This window comes from Mesorhizobium sp. M1066 (assembly GCF_040318635.1).
Lineage (GTDB): Bacteria > Pseudomonadota > Alphaproteobacteria > Rhizobiales > Rhizobiaceae > Mesorhizobium.
On sequence record NZ_JAMYMR010000005.1, the window covers coordinates 74,393 to 94,739 of the forward strand.

At 63.3% G+C, this 20,347-nt stretch carries 21 protein-coding genes; 10 read left to right on the forward strand and 11 right to left on the reverse strand.

The window, feature by feature from the left end:
- Positions 1-46 precede the first annotated feature (46 nt).
- Entirely contained in the window at positions 47-934 is an 888-nt protein-coding gene (locus tag NKH52_RS09860) for a DMT family transporter (protein WP_352550564.1), read from the forward strand.
- A 60-nt stretch (positions 935-994) separates the two neighbouring features.
- The gene (locus NKH52_RS09865) at positions 995-1,903 is read left to right on the forward strand and encodes a DMT family transporter (RefSeq protein WP_352730537.1); all 909 of its coding nucleotides are present in this window, start codon (positions 995-997) and stop codon (positions 1,901-1,903) included.
- Between the two features lie 168 nt (positions 1,904-2,071).
- Here the strand turns inward: NKH52_RS09865 and NKH52_RS09870 are convergent, their stop codons facing one another.
- On the reverse strand, positions 2,072-2,926 hold the full coding sequence (locus tag NKH52_RS09870; protein ID WP_352730539.1) for a LysR substrate-binding domain-containing protein: 855 nt from the start codon (positions 2,924-2,926) through the stop codon (positions 2,072-2,074).
- A 113-nt stretch (positions 2,927-3,039) separates the two neighbouring features.
- On the opposite strand from NKH52_RS09870, the gene NKH52_RS09875 reads away from it, so the two are divergent.
- Positions 3,040-3,447, forward strand: coding sequence for a tautomerase family protein (locus NKH52_RS09875; protein ID WP_013532540.1), 408 nt, complete (start codon positions 3,040-3,042; stop codon positions 3,445-3,447).
- 124 nt (positions 3,448-3,571) lie between these two features.
- Positions 3,572-5,794: an AMP-binding protein gene (locus tag NKH52_RS09880; protein WP_352730541.1), complete on the forward strand. Its 2,223-nt coding sequence runs from the start codon at positions 3,572-3,574 to the stop codon at positions 5,792-5,794.
- 222 nt (positions 5,795-6,016) lie between these two features.
- Here NKH52_RS09880 and NKH52_RS09885 read toward each other — a convergent pair whose 3' ends face one another.
- Both NKH52_RS09885 and NKH52_RS09890 read right to left on the reverse strand, forming a co-directional pair.
- Positions 6,017-6,835 carry a CDP-alcohol phosphatidyltransferase family protein gene (locus NKH52_RS09885; protein WP_502908020.1) on the reverse strand — a complete coding sequence of 273 codons (819 nt, stop codon included), beginning with the start codon at positions 6,833-6,835 and terminating at the stop codon, positions 6,017-6,019.
- Positions 6,836-6,838: 3 nt separating this feature from the next.
- On the reverse strand, positions 6,839-7,537 hold the full coding sequence (locus NKH52_RS09890) for a phosphatidylserine decarboxylase (protein ID WP_352442157.1): 699 nt from the start codon (positions 7,535-7,537) through the stop codon (positions 6,839-6,841).
- Between the two features lie 254 nt (positions 7,538-7,791).
- Between NKH52_RS09890 and NKH52_RS09895 the strand changes: the two genes are divergently transcribed.
- Together NKH52_RS09895 and NKH52_RS09900 are read left to right on the forward strand one after the other, a co-directional pair.
- Complete coding sequence (locus NKH52_RS09895; protein ID WP_352730543.1) at positions 7,792-8,661, forward strand: SMP-30/gluconolactonase/LRE family protein; 870 nt, start codon at positions 7,792-7,794, stop codon at positions 8,659-8,661.
- A 116-nt stretch (positions 8,662-8,777) separates the two neighbouring features.
- Complete coding sequence (locus NKH52_RS09900; RefSeq protein ID WP_352730545.1) at positions 8,778-9,044, forward strand: hypothetical protein; 267 nt, start codon at positions 8,778-8,780, stop codon at positions 9,042-9,044.
- A 267-nt stretch (positions 9,045-9,311) separates the two neighbouring features.
- Here the strand turns inward: NKH52_RS09900 and NKH52_RS09905 are convergent, their stop codons facing one another.
- The 4 genes from NKH52_RS09905 to NKH52_RS09920 all read right to left on the reverse strand — a co-directional run bounded on the left by NKH52_RS09905 (position 9,312) and on the right by NKH52_RS09920 (position 13,049).
- Complete coding sequence (locus NKH52_RS09905; RefSeq protein WP_352730547.1) at positions 9,312-9,659, reverse strand: antibiotic biosynthesis monooxygenase family protein; 348 nt, start codon at positions 9,657-9,659, stop codon at positions 9,312-9,314.
- Positions 9,660-9,765: 106 nt separating this feature from the next.
- Entirely contained in the window at positions 9,766-11,646 is a 1,881-nt protein-coding gene (locus NKH52_RS09910) for an ABCB family ABC transporter ATP-binding protein/permease (protein ID WP_127289303.1), read from the reverse strand.
- Positions 11,647-11,716: 70 nt separating this feature from the next.
- Positions 11,717-12,049, reverse strand: a complete 333-nt coding sequence (locus NKH52_RS09915; RefSeq protein ID WP_352730548.1) for an ArsR/SmtB family transcription factor — start codon at positions 12,047-12,049, stop codon at positions 11,717-11,719.
- A gap of 67 nt (positions 12,050-12,116) precedes the next feature.
- Entirely contained in the window at positions 12,117-13,049 is a 933-nt protein-coding gene (locus NKH52_RS09920; RefSeq protein WP_352730550.1) for a LysR family transcriptional regulator, read from the reverse strand.
- 95 nt (positions 13,050-13,144) lie between these two features.
- On the opposite strand from NKH52_RS09920, the gene NKH52_RS09925 reads away from it, so the two are divergent.
- Complete coding sequence (locus NKH52_RS09925; RefSeq protein WP_352730552.1) at positions 13,145-13,936, forward strand: NAD(P)H-dependent oxidoreductase; 792 nt, start codon at positions 13,145-13,147, stop codon at positions 13,934-13,936.
- 28 nt (positions 13,937-13,964) lie between these two features.
- On the opposite strand, the gene NKH52_RS09930 is transcribed toward NKH52_RS09925, so the two are convergent.
- Positions 13,965-15,422, reverse strand: a complete 1,458-nt coding sequence (locus NKH52_RS09930) for a LysM peptidoglycan-binding domain-containing protein (protein ID WP_352730554.1) — start codon at positions 15,420-15,422, stop codon at positions 13,965-13,967.
- A gap of 143 nt (positions 15,423-15,565) precedes the next feature.
- Between NKH52_RS09930 and NKH52_RS09935 the strand changes: the two genes are divergently transcribed.
- The gene (locus NKH52_RS09935; protein ID WP_127289311.1) at positions 15,566-16,177 is read left to right on the forward strand and encodes an LOG family protein; all 612 of its coding nucleotides are present in this window, start codon (positions 15,566-15,568) and stop codon (positions 16,175-16,177) included.
- A gap of 65 nt (positions 16,178-16,242) precedes the next feature.
- Here the strand turns inward: NKH52_RS09935 and NKH52_RS09940 are convergent, their stop codons facing one another.
- Complete coding sequence (locus tag NKH52_RS09940; protein ID WP_352730556.1) at positions 16,243-17,127, reverse strand: LysR family transcriptional regulator; 885 nt, start codon at positions 17,125-17,127, stop codon at positions 16,243-16,245.
- A 108-nt stretch (positions 17,128-17,235) separates the two neighbouring features.
- Here NKH52_RS09940 and NKH52_RS09945 point away from each other — a divergent pair, with 108 nt between their 5' ends.
- Both NKH52_RS09945 and NKH52_RS09950 read left to right on the forward strand, forming a co-directional pair.
- Positions 17,236-17,526: a muconolactone Delta-isomerase family protein gene (locus tag NKH52_RS09945; protein ID WP_352730558.1), complete on the forward strand. Its 291-nt coding sequence runs from the start codon at positions 17,236-17,238 to the stop codon at positions 17,524-17,526.
- Positions 17,527-17,703: 177 nt separating this feature from the next.
- Positions 17,704-18,702, forward strand: a complete 999-nt coding sequence (locus tag NKH52_RS09950) for a transporter (RefSeq protein WP_352730560.1) — start codon at positions 17,704-17,706, stop codon at positions 18,700-18,702.
- Positions 18,703-18,718: 16 nt separating this feature from the next.
- On the opposite strand, the gene NKH52_RS09955 is transcribed toward NKH52_RS09950, so the two are convergent.
- Positions 18,719-19,405 (reverse strand): glutathione S-transferase family protein, encoded by a 687-nt coding sequence (locus NKH52_RS09955; RefSeq protein WP_352730562.1) that lies wholly within the window; start codon positions 19,403-19,405, stop codon positions 18,719-18,721.
- A 10-nt stretch (positions 19,406-19,415) separates the two neighbouring features.
- Complete coding sequence (gene rarD, locus NKH52_RS09960) at positions 19,416-20,342, reverse strand: EamA family transporter RarD (RefSeq protein WP_352730564.1); 927 nt, start codon at positions 20,340-20,342, stop codon at positions 19,416-19,418.
- Positions 20,343-20,347: the final 5 nt, after the last annotated feature.

Sequence of the window (20,347 nt, forward strand, 5' to 3'; positions counted from 1 at the left end):
CTCACAGCATTTCTGCCGCTCCGGCAATTTTGGTCCCACGCGCCTTATGGCCGATATCGCCATTCTCGAAACACGCGAGCGGGTTCTTGCAGGCATCCTGCTGACCGGTGCGGCCTATCTGCTGTTTTCGACACAGGATGCTTCGATCAAGCTGTTGGTCGTCGGCATGAGCGTCTGGCAGATCATGTTCTTCCGCAGCATCACCATTCTGGGTGCGTGCGCGGCGATCGGCGGACGACAGTTGTTTGCCGACACGATGCGCTCGCCGATCGTGCGGCCGATGCTGGTGCGCAGTGCCTTCACGCTTGCTGCGTGGCTCTGTTACTACAACGCCGCGCGCAGCCTGCAGCTCGCCGAACTGACCACCGTCTATTACGCGGCCCCAATCATTGTCACCGTGCTTTCGGTGTTCCTGCTCGGCGAAAAGGTGCCGATGCTGCGCTGGCTGGCGGTTCTCATCGGCTTTGCCGGTGTCTTTGTCGCCTGTGATCCGACCCATCTCGGCCTGTCCGTGCCGGTGCTGCTGGTGCTGGCGGCCGCCTTTTTGTGGGGCATCGCCATCGTGCTCTTGCGCAAGACCGCCCTTGCCGAGCGTTCGATGATCCAGCTCCTGCTCAACAATTTCTATTTTCTGCTGTTTTCGGCGGTGCCGGCGTTGTTGTGGTGGCGGACACCGGACGGGGCTCAGTTGCTGCTCCTTGCCAGCGTCGGCGCACTCGGCGGCCTGGCACAATACCTTCTCTTCGAAGGCATGAAGCGCACACCGGCTTCGGTCCTCGCTCCGCTGGAATACACCTCGCTGTTGTGGGCATTCGCACTCGGCTTTGCGATCTGGGGCGACGTGCCGCGTCGCGAGGTGTTCCTGGGCGCTGCGCTGATCGTCGCCGCCGGCCTGTTGATCGTCGGCACCGAGCATTTCCGCAAACGCCTATGATGTGGATCGCCATCACTGCTGACACTACGATGTCAGGACTGAACGGCGTAGGCTTGCCGTATGACTGACATTGCAGCCACCGCCGACACCACCGCGGAGCGCACGCTGGGCATCATCCTGGTGTCATCCTCGGCGGCCGTCTTCGGCCTCACTGGCGTTCTGACAAAATCGATCCATGCCGACCCGCTGACCATCATTTGCTGGCGCGGCTTCGTCGGCTCGATCCTGGTCAGCCTCTATGTGCTGTGGCGGCGCCACCGCTCCGGCGGGCGTGATAGCCTGCGGCTTGGCTGGCGCGGCTGGCTGCTGGCGGTGGAAGGGGCTCTCGCCAGCATCGCTTTCATATCGGCATTCAAGTTCACCTTCGTTGCCAATGTCGCCGTCATCTATGCCACAGCACCTTTCGTTACCGCGCTGCTGGCCTGGGTTCTGACACGCGAACCCTTCCGGTTGCAGACGATGGCCGCTGCCGCTGTGTCACTGTGCGGCGTGGCGATCATGGTCTGGTCCGGCTTCGGCACCGGCAATCTGTTCGGCGACGGACTGGCACTGCTGATGACCATCGGCAGCGGCCTCTACATGATCATGGTGCGCGCCTTCCGCGACACGCCCGTGGTGTGGGCCGGTGCGGTTTCGGCCTTCCTGTTGTTCGTGCTCGGCTGGTTCGTCACCGATCCGCTGGCTGTTTCGCCAAGAGACGCCGTTCTGCTCGCCACCTTCGGCGCGTCCTTCGCGGTGTCCTCGATCCTGTGGACGGAGGGCGCGCGGCTCATCCCGCCCGCCGAATCCGGGCTGCTCGGCTCGGCCGAAGTGCCGTTCGCGATCCTGTTTGCCTTCCTGTTCCTGGGCGAGATTGCGCCGACCGCCAGCATGGTCGGCGGCGTCATCGTGTTGTGCGCGGTGTTTGCCCATGCGGGGCGGGATTGGCTGATGGCCCGCTCGCAACGCTCAGCGTCAAATACTTCTTGAAAAAAAATGACGCGGTCACGGAACCATCATCCGGGTCAGGCATTATTGCTGCGACGGGCCATCCCCAAGTCCCCCCAAACCCCTCGGCCCGTCCTACTCCAGCCGACCGTAAGGTCGGCTTTTTCTTTGCCGCTTGGCGACCGCAAGGTCGGTTTTTTCTTTGGGCATTCAGCCTGATAAGGCAAGGTTACCGCTGAGCAGGGCCGCCAGATCGGCTGCCGACCCATCGGCACCGGTGCGCAGCCGGATGGCGAACTCAGCCATTGGAACCTGCGGCAGGCCAAGCTCGCGCGGCGCCTCGACAATGCCGGAATGGGCAAAGCGGGCCGTTCGCAGCGTCAGCGCGACACCGGCATTCACCGCCGTGCGCAGGCCGGCCAGGCTGGCGCTGCCGGCAGCAATACGATAGCGGCGGCCGGCAGCATCGAGTGCCGTAAGTGCTGCTTCGCGAAAACCGCAATACGGATCGAGCAGCGCCAGCGGCAGTTCCTCCTGCCGCGTGGCCAGCCCCCTTTGTGAGCATAGCCATATCATCGGCTCGCGCAGCACACCGACTTCGTCCGGCGCTGCCGCCTGGCGCATGACGATCGCCAGATCGAGGCCGCCAGACTGCAGCGCCTGCACCAGTTCGGCGGAGCGGCCGACCCGCAGTTCGACCCTGACGCGCGGATGACTGCCGGCGAAGGCACGCAGCAGATCCGGCAGGCCGCTGTCGGCGAAATCCTGTGTCGTGCCGATGGCGACGCGTCCGGCAGCGCGGGCGCCCTTAAGCGCCAGCCATGCCTCGCGATGGGCGGCAAGGATCCGCCTGGCATGGCCGACGAGGTCTTCGCCTGCAGGGGTCAAGCCGCGCCCTCGCCCTTGCGGCGCCAGCAGCGGCTCGCCGACGATTTCCTCCAACCGCTGCATCTGGGCGGTCACCGCCGAGGGCGAGCGTGCGACGCTTGCAGCCGCCTGGGCCAGTGAGCCGCTGTCGACGAAAGCTAGAAAGGTTCGGAGCAGATCGGGGTCGAGCGTTTCCATAATTCTATGTTATCGAATCTTCAGTTAAAAACAATTTGATTTTTTTGACTCCTGGATGGTGACATGGTGCTTCCAACGGCGATCGGACGCCGCTCGAACCAAGGAGAAGAAAAATGCCCATCATCAACATCAGCGTCACCGGCAAACCTGACGCGGCTCTTTCCGCTCGCATCGCAAAGGAGGCCACCGAAATCACCGCGACGCAGCTGCGCAAGGACCCGACGATCACGGCAGTTGCCGTGTCCTACGTCGATCCGCAGCACTGGTTCGCCGGCGGCAAGTCGCTGGCCGAGCACGGCACCAACACGTTCTGGCTTGATATCAAGGTGGTCGACGGCACCAATACCAAGCTTGAACTGGAGGCCTATCTGAAGGCGATCTTCGCAGCCTTCGGCCGTCTGCTGGGCGGCGTGCATGAGGAGAGCTACGCCTTCGTGCATGAAGTGCCGGCAGCCGCTTATGGCTATGGCGGCAAGACGCAGGAATTTCGTTTCATCAGTGGACGGCTGCAGGCGGCGTGAGAAGCAGCTTCCCGCACCAAGGGAAGCAAAAGCTCCGCATTGACCTTGCTCCCACATCGTCTAGGTTCTGGCCGACACGGCCGCAAAGAGCCGAGATGCTAAAAAACGTTGGGAGAGACGCGGCATGATCCTGACACTGGCGCTGCTTGCGGGTCTTGTTCTGGCCTGGCTGCTGATCGGCGTGGCGGAAAAATTCCGCCTCGGCCTGCGCTTCACCCAGGCGCTGCTCTATGTGCCGTTCAAGCTCGCCTACCGGATCGGAGACAGCCGCATCCGGGTCGCCCGCAAGGCGCAGGCTCCAGTCATCTACGTCATCTCGCATCAATCGCGCTTCGAGCCGGCGCTGATGCTGTCGCTGCTGCCGGAAGACACGCTGCATATTCTCGATGAGGTCTCGGCGCGCTCGCCGTGGCTCGAACCTTGGCGCGAGCTTGGCCGTACCATCGCCTTCAACGCCGAACATGTCTTCGTCAGCCGCCGGCTGGTGCGCGTGCTCAAAGGCAAGGGCCGGCTCGCCGTCTATCTGCCGGATGCGGTCGAGCCCGACGTCAAGACGTTTCGGTTGTTTCGTGCCGTCACCCGCATCGCCATGCAGGCCGATGCCAAAATCGTGCCGATCTTCGTCGGCGGCGCGCGCAGCCTGCCGGTGTCGCTGACGCCCGCGGACAAGGCGCCACGACACTGGTTTCCGCAGCTGTCGATCAGCGTGCTGGAGCCGATGACCATCGCCGAACTGGTGGCGCGCAACCCCGAGCAGGCCTCGAACACCAACGCGCTGTTCGACCGTGTCGCCGAGGCGCGGCTCTTCGGCACCAACCTCGATCGTGGCCTTTTCCTGGCCATGCGCGATGCCGCCGACCGCGTCGGCGCTTCGCACACGATCATAGAAGACGTCATCTCGGGTGCGTTGAGCTACCGCAAGATGTTCATCGGCGCCCGCGTCCTGGGCAGGCGCTTTGAGGCCGTCACGGCGCCGGGCGAAGCGGTCGGTGTGATGCTGCCCAACGCCAATGGCGTCGCGCTGTCGCTCACCGGCCTTCTGTCGGCCGGCCGGGTGGCGGCGATGATCAACTATACGGCCGGGCCGGCGAGCGTCACCGCGGCCGTGCGCACGGCGGTGATAAGGACCGTGATTTCGTCCCGCGCGTTCGTCGAGAAGGCCGACCTTGCCGATATCGTCGCTGCGGTCGAAAAGGGTGGTGCGAGGCTGCTCTGGCTGGAGGATGTGCGGGAGAGCGTCACCGCGCTCGACAAGCTTGCCGCCGCCTTGCTGTGGCGCTGGCCGCTGCAGCGGCAGGATGCGGCCAAGCCGGCCGTGATCCTGTTTACCTCGGGCTCGGAAGGCACGCCGAAGGCGGTCGTGCTGTCGCACAAGAACCTTTACGCCAACGCCATGCAGGCCGAGGCGCGGATCACCATCTCGCCGGCCGACATCCTGCTCAACGTGCTGCCGGTGTTCCATTCCTTCGGCCTGACGGGCGGCACCATCCTGCCGCTGGTCACCGGGGTAAAACTGTTCCTCTACCCCTCGCCGCTACACTACAAGCTCATCCCCGAGGTCGCGCGCAAGGTGAAACCGACCATCATGTTCGGCACCGACACGTTCCTCGCCAACTATGCGCGCACCGCCAAGGACGGCGATTTTTCCAGCCTGCGCTTCGTCGTCGCCGGCGCCGAGGCGGTGAAGCCGGAAACCCGCCGCGTCTATCGCGAGCGCTTCCAGGCCGAGATCATCGAAGGGTTCGGGCTGACAGAGGCGGCACCGGTGGTTGCCGTCAACACGGCAATCCATGGCCGCGACGGCACGGTCGGGCGGCTGCTGCCGGCCATGCGCATGAAGCTTGAGCCGGTCGAAGGCATTTCCGACGCCGGCCAATTGTGGCTCGACGGACCGAACCTGATGATGGGCTACATGACCGCGGACCGCCCCGGTGAATTGCAGCCGCTGACCGGCTGGCACGACACCGGCGACATCGTTGCCGTCGACCGCGAAGGCTTCATCACCATTCGCGGACGCGCCAAGCGCTTCGCCAAGATCGCTGGCGAGATGGTGTCGCTGGGTGCGGTCGAGATGCTGGTGCAGTCGCTGTGGCCGGAAGAGCACCACGCGGCTGTGGCCGTGCCTGACAAGAGGCGCGGCGAGCGCATCGTGCTGGTCACCACCGCCGACGACGCCAACCCCGACGAGTTGCGCAGATTCGGCAAACAGGCCGGTGCCGCCGAACTGATGGTGCCCAACGACATCGTCAAGGTGGAGGAAATCCCGGTGCTGGGTTCCGGTAAGACCGACTATGTGTCGACAAAGAAATTGGCGATCGACAGGCTGGGGCTCGGCGTCGCGGCGTAAATACCTCGCGGTCGTCATCCTAGGGCGAAGCAAGGAGCGAAGCGACGCGGCGCAGACCCTAGGATCCATTCCGTGACATTCACGTCACGCGCGGCCATTCAGAAGGCGACCGGCGCCAAGCGATTGCCAGTTCTCGTCCGTTGCGCTTTTTGGCTGAGGTCACGGCATGGATCCTAGGGTCTTCGCAACGTCGCTTCGCCCTAGGATGACGAAAGCGTAGTTCTAACCTATATCCGAAGGCGGCACCTTCTCGCCCTCCAGCTTGGCGCGCTTCGAATAGGCGCGCACGCTGAACGGCAGGAAGATCAGGTAGCCGGCAACCGAAGCGGTCAACGTGTACCAGGGGTAGGTCATCAGCAGGAGTACGTAGAGCACGACACCCAGGATGATCGGCAACACCCTGTCGCCCGGAATTTTCAGGCTCTTGCCGGAATAGACAGGCAGCCGGCTGACCAGCAGGAAGGCGACCAGGATGGTGAAGCCGGTGGCGACGAAGGCCGCTGGACGACTGGGCTCCAGACCTGTGCGCAGGAAATAGAGATAAAGCGGCAGCATCACCAGCACGGCGCCAGCCGGCGCCGGCACGCCGACGAAATATTCGGACTGCCATAGGGGGCGATCGGCCTTGTCGTCGTCGAGCACGTTGAAACGGGCGAGGCGCAGCCCGCAGGCGATGGCGAACAGCAGTGCCGCGATCCAGCCCGGCGAGCCGGCGCGGTCGAGCAGGAAGGCATAGAGCACCAGAGCCGGCGCCACGCCGAAATTGACGATGTCGGCCAGCGAATCCATCTGCGCGCCGAATTTGGAGGTCGCCTTCAGCATCCGCGCCAAGCGGCCGTCGATGCCGTCGAGGAAGGCGGCAAGCAGCACCATCACCACCGCCGGCTCGAAGCGGCCTTCGAAGCCGAAGCGGATGCCGGACAGGCCGGCGCAAATGGCGAGCACGGTGACCAGATTGGGCAGCACCATGCGCATCGGGATTTCGCGGATGCGCGGACCGCCGCTGGCATGGGCCTCGAACTTTTTGTATTGCGTGCCCACCGGTCAGGAAACCCGAACAAGAGGCGTGCCGGCAACACCGCCGAATTCGGCCAGCACGGTTTCGCCGCCAACCGCCGTCTGGCCGACGGCAACGCGCGGCGTCGCGGTCAGGGGCAGGAACACATCGACACGCGAGCCGAAGCGGATCAGGCCAAAACGCTCACCAGTGCCGATCGAGCCGCCGGCCTCGGCCCAGCAGACGATGCGGCGCGCCACCAGGCCGGCGATCTGGACGGCCGCGACCGTGCCATTGGGGCTCTCGATGACCAGGCCGTTGCGCTCGTTCTCGGTGCTGGCCTTGTCCAGTTCGGCATTGAGGAATTTGCCCGGCCGGTGCTCGATTTTCGCAATACGGCCGCGCACCGGGGCGCGGTTCACGTGGCAGGAGAAGACGTTCATGAACACCGAGATGCGGGTCATCTCGACATTGCCGAGGCCGAGTTCGCGCGGCGGCACGGCGGGTCCGACCGCCGAGATGATGCCGTCGGCCGGGCTGACCACCAGGCGGTCGTCAACCGGCGTGACGCGCTCGGGATCACGGAAGAAATAGACGCACCAGGCTGTCAGGATAAGACCGATCCAGAACAGGATCGAGGAGAAATAGCCGAGGAAAAGCGTCGCCGCGCCAAAGGCCGCGATAAAGGGATAGCCTTCGCGATGGATCGGTACGAACGCGTTCTTGACCGTATCGACAAGGCTCATCGGTTATAAACAGGCTCCGTTTCAAGTCCGGCCTCAATAGCCGAAAGCCCCCTTCGCCGCAACGCAACAATCGGCAAGGCATTGATTGCAGCCGCTCCTCGACCTCAGCCCTTGTTGACAGCGCCCAGACCTGGCCGGGAAAACCCATTACCGTTGTCGGGGTGAGCCATCCTCGCTCGTCCTTGAAGAGATGGCGCTTGCATCGACCCAGCCAAGGGAGGCGAAGCGCTTGTGAGCCGACCCGAGGAGCCAGCATGCCGTCGAAAAAATCAGCAGTCTCTCAAGCGTATCTCATCACTGCCAGCCTCGCTTTTGGGGAATCGCCGCGCTGGCATGACGGGCGGCTCTGGGTCTGCAACTGGGGCACGGGCGAGATCATCGCCGTCGATGCCGACGGCAACAAGGAGATCGTGCTCACCGTCCCAGCTGTCTTGCCCTACTCCATCGATTGGCTGCGGGATGGTCGTCTGCTCGTCGTGTCAGGACGTGACGGCTTGCTACTAAGGCAGGAGGCCGATGGGCGGCTCGCCACCCACGCCGATCTGCGTGACCTGTCCAAAAGCCCTTGGAACGAGATCGTCGTCGATGGGCGTGGCAACATCTATGTAAATGGCGGTGGCCCGGCGCCGGCGCCGGGCGAGCATTTCGGCCCCGACACCATCGTGCTGATTGGCCCCGACGGCACGGTCCGGCAAGTTGCGGAAGGTATCGCCTTTGCCAACGGCATGGCGGTGACCTTGGACAACCAGACGCTGATCGTCGCCGAATCCCATGCCAACCGGCTGACCGCCTTCGACATCGCCGCCGACGGCAGCCTCGCCAATCGACGCGTCTGGGCCGATCTCGACGGCTATCCCGACGGCATCTGCCTCGACGCCGACGGGGCTATCTGGTACGCGGATGTACCCAACAAGCACTGCGTGCGGGTGCGCGAAGGCGGTGAGGTGTTGCGGACGGTCACTGTCGATCGCGGCTGCTTTGCCTGCATGTTGGGCGACACCGACAGGAAAACGCTGTTCATTCTCGCCGCCGAATGGCGTGGCTTCGAGCACATGGTCAGCGATGCCCGCACCGGCCAGGTGCTCGGCGTGGAAGCGCCGGCATCTGGCGTCGGCTGGCCGTAGCAACGCCGCGGCCAGAAAAGAAGTACTACACAGAAAATCGCCTCACGCTCTCTTAGAGCTCAACCGCTATGTAAGGACCGTGCTAACTATTTTACTCTTTGGGGATGTCTTTGCTCATGGATGCCAATCTGAAAATATCATTTGATCGCACTTCTGAAATTCTCGATGAGCTTTCACAAGAATATGACAAGGCGCTGCACACTAGAGGGAGCGTGGAACGAGCAACGCATTTGACGCATGAGGTCTTGGAGCGACTTCGGAGTATTCTCGATCGAATTGCTCGACGGTACTGGGAATTGCACGTAGCTCCGCATTTAAGTGACGATGATAAGAAGGCCGCCACGTTAGTTGGGGCAGTGGTGTTACCTTTGGCAGTGGCGTAAGTATTATGGGGGCTCCCGTCGATCCCAAAACGCAACGCATTGTCGCAACACCAGGGGTTATCGAGACAGTCGAGATATGGGTGTCTTTTTCTATTGAAGGATTCGGCGTCAATGCGCTTGGGTTCTGTCAAGATACGCTGAGGCAAACCCGCTCGATCGTGGACGAACTGAGCAGTAGATACGGGTTATAGCGTGCATGGCGTCCGGGTTGCGACGCGTCAGCTATGGCGCGCCGCCTAATTTCTCAGGAAGGATCAAGTCGACTGCCTACAGCCCGGGGACTCGCTGATAGTTGGCGATGTCGGCGCGAACGCCGAGCCGGGCGATCGTCTCCTGCGGGTTGAAGGCGAGGCGCTCATGCGCGGCCTTGACGATCGGCACGACCTTGTCGACGGCCGCCTGGCTTTCCCATTCGACGATGGTGACGAGGTTGAATTCGCCCGGCCCGGAGAATTGTTCGAGCAGGAAGTCCTGAACGAAGCCCTGTTGCAGGCGCAGCAATTCATGCGTTGTCCTGACCTTGGCGAGTATCTCCTCGCGAGCGGCGGCCGGAACGACGAATTTGTCCACCCTGAACACGCTGCCACCGTCAACGTTCTGATTTGTCTTGCTCATTTCGATTGTTCCGTTCCTGGATCCTGGTGTTTTGGGCTCCAGGAACGGCCTACAATCTCAACTTAAGTTGAGGTCAAGCGCAAAAATCAACTCACACGCCGAACCTTCAATTCACCTCCGACGTCCGCCGGCGGACGATGACACCAAACTCGTCGCCCTCGCGGGCGATGCGTAGGCGCTCCTCGGCCTCGGTCGCCTCGCGCTGGCGGTCCCACATCGAGGCGTAGAGGCCATGCTTGCGCATCAGCTCGGCATGGGTGCCGCGCTCGGCGATCTGGCCGTCCTGCAGCACGATGATCTCATCGGCCGTGATCACCGTCGACAGCCGGTGGGCGATGACTATGGTGGTGCGGCCACGGCTGACCAGATCGAGCGCGGCCTGGATCTCCTGCTCGGTGTGGCTGTCGAGTGCCGAGGTCGCTTCGTCGAGCATCAGGATCGGCGGCGCCTTCAGGATGGTGCGGGCGATCGCCACGCGCTGCTTCTCGCCGCCCGAAAGTTTTAGCCCGCGTTCCCCGACCATCGACTTGTAGCCATCAGGCAATCGCTCGATGAACGGACCGATCTGTGCAAGTTCGGCGGCCTTCTGCATATCCTCCTCGCTGGCGCCGATGCGGCCGTAGCGGATGTTGTAGGCGATGGTGTCGTTGAACAGCACGGTGTCCTGCGGCACCATGCCGATCGCGCCGCGCAGGCTCTCCTGCGTCACGTCCCTGATATCCTGGCCGTCGATCAGCACCTGGCCGGACTGAACATCGTAAAAGCGGAACAGAAGCCGCGAGATGGTCGACTTGCCGGCACCCGAAGGCCCGACAATGGCGACGGTCTTGCCGGCCGGCACCTCGAAGCTGATGCCCTTCAGGATCTTGCGGTTCGGATCATAGGAAAAATGCACGTCGCGGAACTCGACCTTGCCGGCACTGACCGCGAGTGGCCTGGCATCCGGCTTGTCGACGATCTCCTGCGGCACATCCAAAAGGTCGAACATCTGCTCGATGTCGGTCAGCCCCTGGCGGATTTCGCGGTAGATGAAGCCGATGAAATTGAGCGGCACCGACAGCTGCATCAGCATGGCGTTGATGAAAACGAAGTCACCGACCGTCTGCGTGCCGGCCTGCACTTCCAGCGCCGACATGCACATGACGATGACAGTGCCGAGGCCGAAGATGATGCCCTGCCCGAAATTCAGCCAACCAAGCGAGGTCCAGATGCGCGTCGCGGCGACCTCGTAGCGCGCCATGGAGCGGTCGAAACGCTCGGCTTCCATGCCTTCATTGTTGAAGTACTTGACCGTCTCGTAATTGAGCAGCGAGTCGATTGCCTTGGTGTTGGCGTCGGTGTCGCTGTCGTTCATGTCGCGGCGGATCGAGATGCGCCAGTCGCTGGCGCGGACCGTGAACCAGACATAGACCCAGACGGTGACCGCGACGACGACCACATATTTCCAGCCATAGGTGTAGGCGAAGATGCCGGTTGTCAGCGCGAATTCGAGAATGGTCGGCGCCGTGTTGAGCATGATGAAGCGCACGATCGTCTCGATACCCTTGGTGCCGCGCTCGATGATGCGCGACAGGCCGCCGGTGCGGCGCTCGAGATGGAAGCGCAGCGACAGTTGGTGCATGTGAACGAAGGTGCGGAAGGCGAGCTGGCGCACCGCATATTGGCCGACGCGAGCAAACAAGGCGTCGCGCAATTGATTGAAGCCAAGTTGCACCAGGCGCACGACATTGTAGGCGACGACCAGCATGACCGGCGCCAGCAGAAAACTCGGCAGCGGCGGCACCGATTTGGCGTCGCCGGCCAGCGCGTCGGTCGCCCATTTGAAGAAATAGGGACCGGCGACCAGCGTCAGCTTGGCGACGACCAGCAACAGCGTCGCCCAGGTGACCCGGGCTCTCAGATCGGCGCGATCCGCCGGCCACATATAGGGCCACAAATTGAGCAGCGTCTTGAAGGTCGAGGAGTCGGAGACGGTTTTTTCGGCCATTTCTTGTGCCTTCTTCTTATGTCTTTTTGACCATGATCTCGTCCGAAAACCGGACCCCCCATTTCGGGATCTAGCGGCCGGAGCAGCAGGAATTGACGAGCGCGGCCACCGATGCGGAAACATCGGCAAGTGCGGCACGATCGACCTCGTAGCGCGAGCGCTGACGGTCAGGTTCGAACCGGACCAGCCCGGCTTCGACCAGTATCTTCAAATGTTGTGACACAGTGGACTGCGCCAGATCGAAACGGTCGACGACCTCGCGGCAGCAGCAGGAGTTGCTTGCGGACAAGTATTTCAGGATTTCGATCCGAGCCGGGTGCGAAAGTGCTGCCAGCCGGGTGGCAACGGCTCGGCTGTCCGGGGCGCAGCCAAGCATACCTATTTCAGCTAGGGATTCGCTCATCGTCCATCGGCGATAAACGATGGTCGACGCTGCTGCAAGCTACTCTTCTGGGCAGAGCAGATAGCGGCTAACGCTTTGGACTGGACTTCTCGATCCCCGGGATGCCGGCAATCCGCTCAGCCAGGAAGTCGACCATCAGGCGGACCCTTGCAACGCCCGCGCGCTCCGGGACGATCAGCATGTTCAAAGGGGCGGACGGCAGTGAATAATCATCCAGTATCGTCTCGAGCAGGCCCGCCGCCACAAGATCGTCGACAAGCCATCGGTGAGCCGGTGCGACCCCTCGACCCGCGAGCAAAGCCTCGCGCGCGGCAAGCCCATGGTCGACACGCAGGCGCCCCGCGAAAGGCACCATATGACGCTCGCCTCCGGCGCCCTGCAAGGCAAGAGTTTCACTCCCCGCCACGTTCGACATCCGGATACCCTCATGTCCAGACAGATCCGACGGGATAGCCGGTCTGCCTCGCTCCGCCAGATAATGCGGCGATGCCACGAGCAGGCGCCGTGACAGGCCAAGGGCCCGCAGCCTCAATGAGCTGTCGGTGAGCGGACCCAACCGAAGCGCGATGTCGACACCTTCCCGGACGAGATCGACACGCTCATCGGTGAGGCTGAGGTCAACTCCGATGTCGGGATATCGGTCCTGAAAGTCGAAGATGAGTCGGCTGGTGTGCAAGACCCCGAAAGCGGCAGTACAGGATATCCGGACGGTGCCGGCCGGCGCGCCACGTGCGCCCCGCGCTTCGTCGCCGGCCTGCTCGACAAGGCGTAGGATCTGGACGCTGTTGGCATAGTACCGGCTGCCCTCGTCGGTCAGCGTGACCCGCCGGGTGGTCCTGCTGAGCAAAGGCGCACCCACTGCCTCTTCGAGTTCCTGCAGATGCCGCGTGACCGTCGATTGTCCGATACCCAGTTCACCGGCAACCAAGGACAGGTTGCCCCGTTCCGCAACGCGAACGAAGGTGCGCATGCGTTCGAGGGTGATATCCGATTTATCCACTATTCGGCACAATCTTATGCATTACGAATATATAGCGGATTGCGTCGATATTGCCTAGCTAAGGGACCAGTTTTTCAATCCCCGGAGTCCCCCGCATGAAAATCCTACTTGTCTTCGCACATCCCGAATCCCGCTCGCTCAACGGCGCGCTCCGCGATGTCGCCATCGGTGAACTCGAGGCACAAGGCCACGAAGTGCGGGTGACGGACCTCTACGCCCAGGGTTGGAAATCAGCGGTTGATCGGGCCGACTTTCCGGTTCTGGCGCCGGACGCGCGGCTGATGCCTGCCGCAGCGTCAAAAAAGTCTTTCGAGGCCGACGCGCTGACAGAGGACGTCAAGGCCGAGATCGCAAAGCTGCTATGGGCGGATGCCCTGATTCTCCAGTTTCCGCTCTGGTGGTTTGCCATGCCGGCGATCCTCAAGGGCTGGGTCGACAGGGTCTTCGCCTACGGCTTCGCTTACGGTGTGGGTGAGCATAGCGACAAACGATGGGGCGACCGCTACGGCGAAGGAACCTTGATGGGCAAGCGCGCAATGCTGATCGTCACCGCCGGCGGCTGGGAGGAGCACTATGCCCCTCGCGGCGTCAACGGACCAATCGATGATCTGCTGTTCCCGATAAACCACGGGATTCTCTACTACCCGGGCTACGATGTCCTTCCGCCATTCGTCGCCTATAGCGTCGACCGCTTCGGCGAAGCCGACTTCGAGCCCACAGCCGAGCGCCTGCGCGAGAGGATGAGGACGCTCGCGACCACGCAACCCATCCCCTATCGCCGGCAAAATGGCGGCGATTATTTGATCCCGAGCATGACGCTACGCCCCGACCTGGGCGATCCGAACATGATCGGGTTCAAACTGCACTTGAGCGGCTCAACGACCTAGCTGACGTCGACCTGAAAGGCCTTGGACTTTAGTTGGTCTTGGCCGGCGCTGTCGTTGCCTGCTCGCCCATCGCCTTAAGGTCGGCGGCTTCGCCTTCCTTCGACTTTTCCGGGACCTTGAATACCTGACCCGGCCAGATGCGGTCGGGATCACTGATCTGGTCCTGGTTGGCGAGGTAGATGGTCGAGAAGCGCACGCCATGGCCATAGACGCGCCGCGAGATCCGCCACAGCGTGTCGTTGCGGCGGATGATGACGGCGCCGTCGGCATGTTCAAGCTTCGGCGCCACGGTCTCGGGCACATCGCTTGGCGGCGTCGCCTCCGCCACAACGGCTGGAGCCTCGGTGGCGGGAGCAGGCGTCGTGGCCGGAGCCGTCCCGGCCGCGGCCGGCGCCTCGGCGGCGGCAGGTGCGGCCGGCTCGGGCTGAACGGGCTTCGGCGCCGAGGGTGCCACGGCAGCGACCGCTTCGCCAGGCTCGCGCTCGAACGGCACGGCTGCGCGGGCCACAACTGTCACACCGTCGGTATCGAGGCCGTCGACACGGATTGTGTAGCTGCCGACCGGAATGTCGCGCGTCGCCTCGACCAGGAAATGACCGTCCGTCGAAGTTTGCGCATCACCGAGCAGGATGTCGTTGGCATAGGCGCGCACCTTGCGGCCGGCATCGGCGAGACCGGCGACAAAGATCTTGCTGCCGTCGATCTCGACCGCCTCGACGACGATCTTGGGCTCGCTCACGCCTGCAGCGGGCGGCGTCGCCGGCGCTGCAGGAGCCGGTGCTGCGTCGACCACGGCAGGTGCCGGGGCGGCTGGTGCCGGAGCAGTTGCGGGCGCTTCGGCTGCGGGAGCAGCCGGCGCGGCGGCCGGAGCAGCCGGCTTTGCCTTGGGCGCGGGAACGGTCAGCAATTCGGCCGGCTTGCCCGGCTCCTCGACCATGGCCAGCACCTGGCCGGCCGCATCCTTGGGAACCGAAACGACGGCGGTCTGCACCGAGGGCGTTACGACATCGCCCGTGGTCGCGCGCAGCGCGATGGTATAATCGCCGGGCTTGAGCGGATCATCGAGAACGATAACGAAGGCGCCATCGGGACCAGCGACCGTCGAGCCAAGCACCGTCGAGCCGTTGAGGATCTCGACCTTGGCGTTGGGCGCCGCATTGCCGGCAACGACAATCGAGCCATTGCTTTCGACGCGCACGACATCGAAGGACGGTGCGACCGGACCGGCCGCAGCCGGCGCCGCCGCGGCCGGTGCCGTTGCCTGGGGCACCGCGGCGGGAGCCGCAGGGACCTCCGCGGCGGGCAGCCGCGCTTCGGTGCCGGGATCGGCCGATTTTGGCGCTGCGGGCGGCGTCTGCGCCGCCACTTGCGCCGGCGGCGTGGGATTGAGATACGGGTCGAGTGCGCCCGATACATAGGCGGTTCCCGCGGCCGCAACGGTCCCACCCGCCGCGAACAGGAACGCCTTCAGTGGATTAATTGCCATATTTCCCTACCCCTTAGCCACCTAACGCCGGTCTAGCCTGTTTTGCCAATGCCGACAAGAAAAACGGGCCGACAAGAAAAAGCCCGGGCTTGTTGACCCTTGGGGCTTGACCACGCTTTCAGACCCAATCACCAATCATCGGCATGAACACGATTCGATCCGTCTGCGTCTATTGTGGCTCGTCTCCGGGCCGCGATGAAACCTATATCAAGGCCGGGCACCTGCTCGGGCGCTCGATTGCCAAAGCGGGACTGCGGCTGGTCTATGGCGGCGGCACCAAAGGCATTATGGGCGCTGTCGCCGAAGGCGCGCTCAAGGCCGGCGGCAAGGTGACGGGCATCATTCCGCGCTTCCTGATCAACAAGGAGGCCAGCGAAACAGCGCTTGACCGGCTCGATGAACTCTTGATCACCGACAACATGCACGAGCGCAAACACAAGATGTTCGAGAAATCCGACGCCTTTGTGGCACTGCCGGGTGGCATCGGCACGGTCGAGGAGATCATCGAGATCATGACCTGGGGACAACTTGGCCATCATCGCAAGCCGATCGTCTTCGGCAATGTCAAAGGATTTTGGGATCCGATGCTGGCGCTGCTCGATCACATGGCCGCCGAAGGCTTCATCCACACCGCACAGCGGGTCAAGCCGCTGGTCATTGACGACCCCGAAGCCATCGTCGCCGCCATCATGGTGGCAGGGTCATCCGTCGACGCCCCGACCGAGGGCGTGCAGTCGGTGATAGACAAGATGTAGGGGAATACGGGAGTAAGGCAGTAGGGGAATATGTGAAGTGCCTGGGAACGGCGCCCCCTATTCCCCTATTCCTCAGCTGCCTGCCGCAAATCGGCAATCACCGCGCGCCGGTCATGACGCCGCCAGGCGAGATAGATGGAGACCGTGCGGTCGAACCACGGCAGGTCGCGAAATACGATCCGCGGCGGCGCAGCGGCACGCAGGCTGGCTTGCACCGTCGCAAGGCCGAGACCGGCGCTGACAAGGCCGAGCGAGGTCAGCGGGTCCGCCGTCTCATAGGCGATGTCGGGCAAAAAGCCGGCCTTGGCGCAGGCGGCAAGGAACTGGCCGCGATTGGTGTCGTCCGGCTGGCGCACGACGGTGATCCAGGTGCGACCGTCAAGGTGGTCGGGCTCAATCTCTGGCACTTCAGCAAGCGGATCATCTTCAGGGATCGCCAGCACCAGCGGCTCATGCCGCAGCGCTATCGCGGCGACATCCGGGTCATCATCGGCTGGCGGCGAGTAGACAAAGCCCAGATCCAGCGACTGCTGCCGTAGCCCTTCCAACTGCGCCGCCGAACGCAGGCTTCTCAGCTGCAGGTGGAAATCCGGCCGGTCGCGACGGAACTGGCGCAGCATCCCGGCGACAAGCCCGGCATGAACGGCCCCTTCGACATAGCCGATGGCGAGCCGGCCGACGGCGCCGCTGGCTAGGTTGCGGCCGAACTCCTCCAAACGTCGCGCATTGGACAGCAGCGCGCGGGCCTCGGTGAGGAAGGCGCGGCCCTCGGCGTTGAGATGGACCCGCTGCTTTGATCTTTCAAAGAGGGAAACACCCAACTGCTCCTCGATCTGGATGATCTGCCGGCTGAGTGGCGACTGAGAAATATGCAGCATTTCGGCGGCGCGCCCGACATTGCCGGTTTCGGCGACGGTGACGAAATAGCGGAGCTGACGCAGATCGAACATTTTTCTCCAGGCTCCAGTCCCCGCGGGTCTCAACTTTAGCCTAACCAGTCTTGGACAGTCTGACCAGCGGGAGCGATAATTCGGTCATTCCAACCAAAGGAGACCGCCATGCAGTTCTTTGCCCTTCTCACCCGCAACACCGAAAAATTTGCCGATGCCGATTTCGCTCCGCTTCTACCCGGCGAAGCCGAACAGCGGCGCACGCTTTATGCCGAAGGCGCGGTCCGCCAGGTGTGGAACCGAGGCGACATCCCGGGCAGCGGCATGATGTTCGAGGCAGCCGATGATGCAGAGGTTCGCGGCCACCTCGCCACCTTGCCGTTGGTCAAGGCCGGCATGATGGACATTGCCGCAATCGTATCCCTAAAGCCCTACCCCGGCTTCGGCCCGAAGCACTGACAGGGGACAATCCGGGGGTGACGAAAGCGTCACCTCCGCATTGCCACGGCTGATCGACAGACCGTGATCGGCTGTCAAGAAACCGTCACACGGAACCGGGTTCGCTCGTGCTAGAAATCAAGGCCAGGCAGCCGCCGTGCGGTGCCATCTTCGGAACATGCATCTGGCACCGCCCCCATGGATATCACTCTCGCCCCGGAAGGCACCGACCTGTCGCCCTACCTGCCCGACGAGCACGGATTGTTCTTCATCTATCACTTCACCGCTGAGGGCGTGCGAACCAGGGACGCCGCCGCCGCGCACTGGACATGGCGCAGCTACCAGCTTTCCGACATGCGCGCTCGCCATGAGATCGGCACCGATCAGGCTTTGCCGGCACCGGTGCGTGAAGCTTTCCTGTCCGCCAGCCATGGCTGCCACATCGACCTCGAGGACGACTGGCTCTATGGCGACCTCCCGGACCTGCGCCATGACTATTCGGCGGAAGCGGGCGGGCTTGGCCATTTCCGCTTCGCGCTCAATGACACGATGCTGGTCGGCGCCCGCAAGCAACCACTGCAGTCGGTCGACAACATCCGCAAGGCGATCGAGAATGGATCGCGCAAGTTCCGCTCGCCAGCCGAGTTGATCGAGGCTGTCGTCGGCCAGTCGTTCGACGGCATGGTGGCGGAACTTGCGGCACTCGGCGACAGTCTCGACGGCATCGAAGACCGTATCGTCTGCGACGCATGGCACAATGAACGGCAATCCCTCGTCGACGCGCGCCGGCACCTGGTGGTGATCCACCGGCAGATGGCGACGCTCACCAATCTGTTTCGCCATCTCGACCATTCGCACCGTAACGACCTGTCCGATTCGATCAATGACATGGCGGCCCGGCTTTCGCACCGTGCGCAGACGCTGCATTATGACGGCGAGCAATTGCAGGCGCGCGCCCGGCTGTTGCAGGACGAGCTTATGGCAAAGCTGACGACGCAGTCGAACCGGCTGCTGTACGTACTGTCGGTGATGACGGCGGTGCTGTTGCCGATGACCATCATCTCAGGCCTGTTCGGCATGAATGTTGGGGGCCTGCCGCTGGTCGACACGCCAATGGGCTTTTGGGTGGTGACGGCGGTGTCGATGGTGATCGCGGGTGCGACCTATCTCTTTGTCAGGCGGCTCGGACAGATGTAGCACCCGCCGGCGGCTTTCACGCCGTGGCGCGAAGATCCTCGATGACGGTGCCGGCGGCGGCGACTTCCGCTTCGTGATCGGCCTCGCGCCAGGTCTCGGCAAGACCAGCCGCATACCATTCGCGCATCGCCGGCAGAGCAAGCAATTGGGCCGGATAGGCCGCAGCCGCACCCTCGAAGGAGAGCCCATAGGACCGGGCGCGAAACGCCACCGGAGCAAAGAAAGCGTCGACGGCGGTGAAATGAGCGCCGGCCAGAAACGGCCCCCCGAAACGGGCAAACCCATCGTTCCAGAGATCGCCAAGGCGAAAGAGGTCCTGCTTCAGCCCATCGGACATCGGGAACGGCTTTACCCGCACGCCGCAACTCATCGGGCATGCCCCGCGCAATGCCGTGAAGCTCGAATGCATCTCGGCGGCGGCCGAGCGTGCCCAGGCGCGCGCCTTGGCTTCGACGGGCCACACGCCATCGTGGCGTTCGGCCAGATACTCGACGATGGCCAGCGAATCCCAGACCGCCCAGCCATCGTCGATCAGGCATGGCACCCGGCCGCTCGGCGAGAATGGCCGGTACAGATCCCAGCTCGGTCCGGTCGGGAATGGCGTCAGCCGCTCCTCGAATGGGATGTCCAGTTCTCGCATCAACACCCAGGGCCGCAGCGACCATGAGGAATAATTCTTGTTGGCGATATGCAGCAGGTACATCCGAAATCCCTTACCGTGCGGGCTGCGGCGCGGCGCGGCGCGCTGTCGTCAACATCGACCAGGAATAGACCGCCAAGGCCGCCCAGATCAGCGCAAAGGCGATGGCCTGGGTGGTGCCGAAAGGCTCGTCGAAGATCAGAACGGCGATCAGGAACACCATGGTCGGCGCGATATATTGCATGATGCCGATGGTTGACAGGCGCAGCAGCTTGGCGCCGAAGGCGAACAGCAGCAGCGGTATCGACGTGACTGGACCGCAGCCGATCAGCAGCGCCCTATCGGCACCGCTGCTGGATACGATGTGGTCCTGTCCGGTCGCGATGAGATAGACGATGTAGCCGAGCGCCGGCACCGCCAGCAGAAGCACTTCGAGCAAAAACCCCTGGCTCGGGCCGATCGGCAGCGTCTTGCGGAAGAAGCCGTAGGCGGCGAAGGAAAAAGCCAACGCCAGCGACACCCAGGGCAGCTTGCCGCCCTCAATGGTCAACACCGCGACCGCGACGGCCGCCAGCACCACCGCCGCGATCTGCAGCCGGTCGAGGCGCTCGCCAAGCAGCAGCGCGCCGACAACGACGCTGACCAGTGGATTGATGTAGTAGCCGAGCGCGGTCTCGACAGTGCGGTCGACGGCAATCGCCCAGACATAGATGCCCCAGTTGACCGAAATCAGCGCAGCCGTCAGCGCGGCCATGGCGATGGTGCGCGGCGAACGCAGCGCCGCCTTGAAATCCGCCGTGCGGCCGGCCCAGACCAGGACGGCGGCGGCGATCGGCACCGACCAGACGATGCGATGGGCAATGACTTCGGCGAGCGGCAGATGAGCGACCGCCTTCATGTAGAAGGGCAGCAGCCCCCATAGCAGATAGGCGCCGAGCGCCAGTAAAAAGCCGCGCCGGGCCTTGGAATCTGCATCCAGGGTGATTGTTTCAGTGGCCATGGGCC